General features: G+C 65.5%; 5 protein-coding genes and 1 pseudogene. 1 reads left to right on the top strand and 5 read right to left on the bottom strand.

Translation table 11 applies throughout. From position 1 onward, the window contains the following. Nucleotides 1-98 precede the first annotated feature (98 nt). The 5 genes from AWB75_RS39365 to rbsK form a co-directional block, all read right to left on the bottom strand. On the bottom strand, nucleotides 99-311 hold the full coding sequence (locus AWB75_RS39365) for a hypothetical protein (protein ID WP_061128280.1): 213 nt from the start codon (nucleotides 309-311) through the stop codon (nucleotides 99-101). An 88-nt stretch (nucleotides 312-399) separates the two neighbouring features. Next, entirely contained in the window at nucleotides 400-1,509 is a 1,110-nt protein-coding gene (locus AWB75_RS33570) for a LacI family DNA-binding transcriptional regulator (protein WP_096031711.1), read from the bottom strand. A gap of 65 nt (nucleotides 1,510-1,574) precedes the next feature. Further along, entirely contained in the window at nucleotides 1,575-2,534 is a 960-nt protein-coding gene (locus AWB75_RS33565) for a dihydrodipicolinate synthase family protein (protein ID WP_061128279.1), read from the bottom strand. Nucleotides 2,535-2,570: 36 nt separating this feature from the next. After that, nucleotides 2,571-3,890, bottom strand: a complete 1,320-nt coding sequence (locus AWB75_RS33560) for an MFS transporter (protein WP_061128278.1) — start codon at nucleotides 3,888-3,890, stop codon at nucleotides 2,571-2,573. A 55-nt stretch (nucleotides 3,891-3,945) separates the two neighbouring features. Further along, a complete protein-coding gene (gene rbsK / locus AWB75_RS33555; RefSeq protein WP_268807891.1) occupies nucleotides 3,946-4,848 on the bottom strand; it encodes a ribokinase in 903 nt (300 codons plus the stop codon). Nucleotides 4,849-5,198: 350 nt separating this feature from the next. Between rbsK and AWB75_RS33550 the strand changes: the two are divergent. Then, nucleotides 5,199-5,607, top strand: a pseudogene (locus tag AWB75_RS33550) (transposase); the annotation flags it as partial. Nucleotides 5,608-6,000 lie beyond the last annotated feature (393 nt).

The following is a 6,000-nucleotide window of genomic DNA, read 5'->3' as shown; positions in this document are numbered from 1 at the left end:
CTGAACAGCCGGCCGCGCGCAACCCACGCGTTCCATTCGCCATTCGAGGTTTTCGCTGCGACACTTGCCTCAGCGGGACAACCTCAAAACGCTAAACATTAACCCCCTCGTTGCACTTCGGTTTGAAACCGCCCACGAATTTGGCGGCGCGGCTTTGCTGTATGACGATGAGCGCGGTCCGCGCCGGAGCCACGCGCTGTCGAGGAGGCGCGCGCCAGCACGAAAGGCGTCATCGCTTTGCCCGTGATGCCTTGCGTCGTCGCCTCGACGAGTGCCTGCTCGGTCGGCGCGTCGATGTCGTCGGTCGCCATCGCTAACGTTCCGGCAGCCGCGTGCTCAACAAGACGCCGGGTGCTGTCGCTCCTGGATGCGTTGATGTTGCTCGCCAACCGTTGATGCTCACAGGCTTAAGTCAGGGCACGGCCCGGTCGAACCGCGCACTTGCAAAACCACCGGCACGGCATAGCCGCGTTGCGTCGGGCGGCCATCGAGTGCATCGAGCAGATGCCGCGCGGCGACGATTCCGATCTCACGCGTATCGACGTGCATCGTCGTCAGGGGCGGGCGCGCTTCGCGTGCGATCGCGAGATCGTCGAATCCAGTGACGGAAAGCTGCCCGGGAATCGCGATGCCCAGTTCCTCCGCCTCGCGCAACACGCCCAGCGCGATGTGATCGTTGCCGCAGATGACTGCCGTCGGACGTTGTCCCGGTTGCTGCCACAGCGAGCGCAACGCGCGCCGGCCGAAATCGAGCGTGGATTCGCCTTCGACGAGATGCTCCGGGCGCACCGCGAGACCATGTCGTTCCAGCGCGATCCGAATGCCTTCGAGTCGCGCCTGCACGCGGTCGTTGTCGCGCGTGGGCTGGATGCAGACGGCGAACGAGCGATGTCCGAGCGCGACGAGATGCTCGGTGACCTCTTCATATGCGCGGCGATTGTCAAAGCCGATGCAATCGTGCGGACTGCCTTCACGCCACGCATACAGCACGACGTAAGGCACGCGCCACACGCGCAGCGCTTTGAAGAGCGCAGGCGGATGCGCCTCGCCCACGACCGCGATCGCCTCCACGCCGCGCGCAAGCATCGCGTGCACCTGCGAAAGCGCCTCTTTCGGATCGTAGTTCGAGCAGCCCAGAAACAGCGTGATGCCGCGCGCGGCAAACGCCGTCTGCATGCCGCTCACCTGCGACGCGAACACCTGATCGTCGAGCGTCGGAATGACGATGCCCGCGATATGACTGCGCGTGGACGCGAGCGCGCGCCCGGCCGCGTTTGGAAACCAATTCAGTTCCAGCGCGGCACGCTCTACGCGCTCGCGCACGCTGTCAGAGACCTTGCCCGGCTCATTGTAGACGCGCGATACGGTCGCCGTGGACACGCCCGCGAGTTTCGCCACATCGGACAGGACGGTGCGCCCCGTGCCGCGGCGGGCGCGCGCACCCGCGGGCCGCGCGGCCGGCGACGGTTCTTCTTCGGGAACAGAGACGGAGTCGGTGGAGCGAGGCATTGACGCTTTGGCTTGGTACAGGGAGTCCGTCATCTTACTCGCGGCGCAACCGGGCGAACCACGCGTCACGCTCTGGCCGCGATACGCGAGCGGAAATGCTCCGTGCCTTCGACGATCTTGTCGAGCACCGCATCGAGGGCCCAGAAGCGCTCGCGCACGTCGTAATCGATCGCGCGGCAGCGAATCGACCGGAACGTGCCGATGCGCTGGTGATACATTTTCGCGAGCGCGGGATAACCGAGCGCCTCGGAGACCGCCGCGATCACGAGAAACGTCGAGAGCTCGCCGGCGAGCGCAGGGTTCTCGCCGGCCCGGTTGCGCAGCCAGTTGTACAGGTCCGGGTGGAAGTTCGTGAACACGCCGTTGAAACCCGCCGAGCCGGCTTTCATCGCATCCCAGGCGATCGCGGCATTCGCGTTCAGGATCTTCATCGGCGATCCCTGCGCCAGCGCGACGCGCCGCTTCACCGTGTCGAGATCGCAGCTCACGTCCTTCAGCATGACGAAACGGCCGGTGTCGATGCACATCCTGAGCTCGTCGTCGGACAAGAGGCGACGGTAAGGAGCGGGGCATTCGTACAACCCGAGCGGAATGTCGGTCGGCAGGCGGCTCACGAGGCGGCGCAGGTTCGACGAGAACGCCTCCGTGCCTTCGCGGCGCGGATCGAGGTGGTTCGTCACGAGCACGATGCCGTCCGCGCCCGTCGCCGCGGCGGCGTTCAGCTCTTCGGCCTGCGCGTCGGGATCGTCGCTGATATGGCCCGACACGACCACCGGCACGCGGCCGTTCACGCGCTCGACCACGAAGCGGCCGAGCGCGGCGCGCTCCGCAAGGCTCAGGAACTGCATCTCGCTCGACTGCGCGACGGCGAACAGCGCGTCTGAGCCATGCGCGAGATACCACTCGATGAGCCGTTCGAGCCCGGCGTAGTCGATGGCGCCGTCGTCGTCGAAGGGCGTCAGCATCACGGGCACGATGCCTTCGATCGATTGCGGCGCGCGCGGGGAAGAAGTGGGGAATGTCATGTCGATGTTGTCCTGGTCAGGTTGAACGGCCGCGCGTCATGCGGATGCGCGTGCCGGGGTGCGCGGTGCCGCTTCGTTTTCGATGGGCTTGCGCACGAGGAACAGATAGCTCATCGCGCCGACGAAGGCGATCACGGCGGCCGTCAGCAGCGCTGGCACGAAGGACCACGTCTGCGCAATGTAGCCCGTGAGAATGGGCGCGAGCGCGCCGCCGAGAAAGCCGCCGAAGTTCTGGATCGCGCCAAGCGAGCCGACCCGGTTCGCGGGCGCCGCGGCCGTCGCGAGCGCCCATGAGCAGGCGGACGCCGCGTTGGCGAGAAAGATCACGACCGAGATGCAGACGATCGCGATCGTATTGCTTTCGACGAGCGCGGCGGGCACGGTGAACGCCACCATGCCGAGCATCGCGATGACGACCGCATTACGGCGGCTCGCCACCGGCGAGGTGCTTCGCTTCGTGATGAGGTCGGAGAACCATCCCGCGCAGAGCGCGCCCAGAAAGCCGCAGAAGAACGGTACGGAGGCCGCGATGCCCGTGTGCATCAGCGTCATGTGGCGCTGCATCGTCAGATAGCCGGGCAGCCAGGTCAAATAGACCCAGTTCAGGTACACCGAGCCGAAGAAGCCGATCAACATCCCCCACGTCGTCACGTTCGAGAAGAGCGCGCGCCAGTCCGCGAAGGTGAGGCGCTCGGCGGGCTTCGTCTCGGCGACGTCGCCTTTCAGGTACTGCGCTTCTTCGGGCGTGAGCGTCGACGGGTTTGGATCGCGATAAACCGCGAGCCAGATCACCGCGACCACGAGGCCGAGCGCGCCCGTGATGATGAAGGCCCAGCGCCAGTGAAATTCGACGACGAGCACCGACAGACACAGCGGCGCGAGCGCCGTGCCGAGCGGCGACGCGGAATTGAAGATGCCGGTCGGCTTGCCGCGCGCGCGCAGCGGAAACCAGTTGCTCACGACGCGCGCCGCCGACGGAAACTGCGGCGACTCGCCGATGCCGAGCACGATGCGCGCGATGACGAACCAGCCGAACGTCGACACGATGCCGCCCGCCGCCTGCGCGATCGACCAGACGACGAGGCCGAGACCGAGCAGCCTGCGCGGCCCGATGCGATCGACGAGACCGCCGACCGGCAACTGAAAAAGCGCATAGCTCCACGAGAACGCGGACAGCAGCAGCCCCATTTCGCCGAGCGAGAGGCCGAGATCCTTGCGGATCAGCGGATTGGCGACCGCGAGCGTGCCCCGGTCGAGATAGTTCACGATGCCGCTCACCATCAGCAGCGTAAGCGCCACGATCTGGGCGCGGCGTACGCGGGGCGGTGCCTGCTCGGGCGCGGGGGTCGGGTTCATGCTGTCGTCTCCGTATCGTTTTGTGTGAATGGGCTGTGGGCGCGCGCAGCCGGGTCTACCGAATCGCCGCCCGCACTTCGCCTTGCGTCGGGATGGATGCCTGCGCGCCTTGCCGCGTGACGCTGAGCGCCGCGGCTCGCTGTCCGAAGTCGAGCGCGTCGCGGATGCTCGCGCCGCGCACGCGCTCGGCCGCGAAGCCGCCGACGAAGGTGTCGCCGGCGGCGGTGGTGTCGATCGCATCGACGCGCGGCGCGGCGAGATGCCCTTCCTCTGCGTCGGCCGAATACCAGACGCCTGCTGCGCCGAGCGTGACGATCACCGTCTCCACGCCTTTCGCGCGCAGGCACGCGGCGGCTTCGCGCGCGGACGCCGCGCCGTCGACGGGCACATCCGTCAGCAAGTGGGCTTCGGTCTCGTTGACGACGAGAACATCGACCTGACGGTAAAGCGCGTCCGGCAGCGGCTGCGCCGGAGCCGGATTGAGCAGCACCGGCGTGCCGCTCCGCGCCGCGACCGAGATCGCGTGCCGCACCGTGTCGAGCGGCACTTCGAGCTGGCAGATCAGCATGCCGGCGGCGCCGATGACGTCCTGCGCCGCATCGACGTGACCGGGCGCGAGCGCGGCGTTGGCGCCGGGCGCAACGACGATGGTGTTCGCACCGTCCGCGGCGACCGTGATGACGGCGATGCCGCTCGACGTGCCGTCCGCCGTGTGCAGGTGCGCCGTGTCGATGCCCTCGCGATGAAGGCACGCGCGAAGCTGCACGCCAAAGTCGTCGTCGCCGATGCAGCCGAGCATCGTCACCGATGCCCCGAGACGCGCCGCCGCGACCGCCTGATTCGCGCCCTTGCCGCCGGCGAAGGTGGCGAACGCGCCGCCGAGCAAAGTTTCGCCGCGCGCCGGAAGACGCTCTGAATGCGCGACGAGATCCATGTTTGTGCTGCCCGCGACGACTATGCGCGCGCCGTAACGGGTGCCGACGGATCGTGAGTTAGCGCTTACATTTTGGACTGTTTTGAGCAGCGACATGGAAATTTAGACAGAGTTGGCGGGATCTGGCGATTTGTTAGCGCTTACATTAGCGCGGATCGCCATAGTGACGCAACGGAAAATGTGCGGTTTCAGGGGAATCCCTTAACGCGCGCAAGCGAAGTAGATAACGTTTCGGTTAGCACAGACGGCCGATCGCTCGGTCGCCAAAAAAGCCATACCTGGGCTAGGGAAACACTGATTAATGAAGCTCGGCGGTCGTCGCTCACGTAGCTGCGGACGTTATAGAAGGCAGCTCACGAAGCGGACCCACGAGGATGAAGAAGCAGATTGGCTTCGCGGAAGCGGAAATTGCAGGCAAGAAGCGCGTGACGAGGCGCCAACGCTTCTTGGCGGAGATGGAGACGATGGTGCCGTGGCACCCGAAGGGCACGCGAGGCCGTCCGCCGATTGGGACTGGAGCGAATGCTGCGTATGTACTTTCTGCAGCAGTGGTACGAACTGTCGGACGAAGGGCTGGAAGACGCGCTGTATGACAGCATTGCGCTGCGCGGCTTCGCCGGCATCGATCTGGCAGTCGAGAACGTGCCGGATGCGACCACGCTGCTCAAATTCCGGCGCCTGCTGATCGAGCACGATCTGACAAGGAAGCTGTTCGACGAGATCGGTATCTCGCTGTGTGTGCGATTCACAGACATAAAGGGACGCTCGCTGTCACGCGCAACATGTCGCTCAACGACCGCTTCGCCCTTGGAAGCGACCATTGGGGTGGCACGGATTTCGATTCGCAAACCACTCATGCGCCTCGATACTACTTCACTGGCGCTTTGCGATTGCTTCACCGTTCTACCTCTTGACCTATGGGCCCTTCTTGTAACCGGTTAGGTACCCAAGAGAGAAAAAGCTACGCCGATGTGTTCTTTCCCGTGTACGGAGAATGTCGCCGCTTACGCGAGTAGCTCTTGACTAGTCCCGTTGCCCGGTTCGTTGTTCGGCGAATGCGTAGATTGGGTAAGTTCCAAGTGCGAGCAACAACGAGGCGATGGTCTGGCGGACCGAATGCCCCCACGACGACCGGCGCCTCTGGCACTCAGCGCCGCCCGTGCCCTAACTAGGTTT

The organism is Caballeronia catudaia, from assembly GCF_001544755.2.
Taxonomy (GTDB): Bacteria; Pseudomonadota; Gammaproteobacteria; order Burkholderiales; family Burkholderiaceae; genus Caballeronia; species Caballeronia catudaia.
Note: the sequence above shows the minus strand (reverse complement) of the source record. Positions and strands in the feature narration are given on the sequence as shown.

What these genes read in the sequence shown, in the direction of transcription:
- AWB75_RS33570 (WP_096031711.1), bottom strand. Translation starts at nt 1,509, where the DNA reads ATGCCTCGCTCCACCGACTCCGTCTCTGTTCCCGAAGAAGAACCGTCG.
- AWB75_RS39365 (WP_061128280.1), bottom strand. Translation starts at nt 311, where the DNA reads ATGGCGACCGACGACATCGACGCGCCGACCGAGCAGGCACTCGTCGAG.
- AWB75_RS33560 (WP_061128278.1), bottom strand. Translation starts at nt 3,890, where the DNA reads ATGAACCCGACCCCCGCGCCCGAGCAGGCACCGCCCCGCGTACGCCGC.
- AWB75_RS33565 (WP_061128279.1), bottom strand. Translation starts at nt 2,534, where the DNA reads ATGACATTCCCCACTTCTTCCCCGCGCGCGCCGCAATCGATCGAAGGC.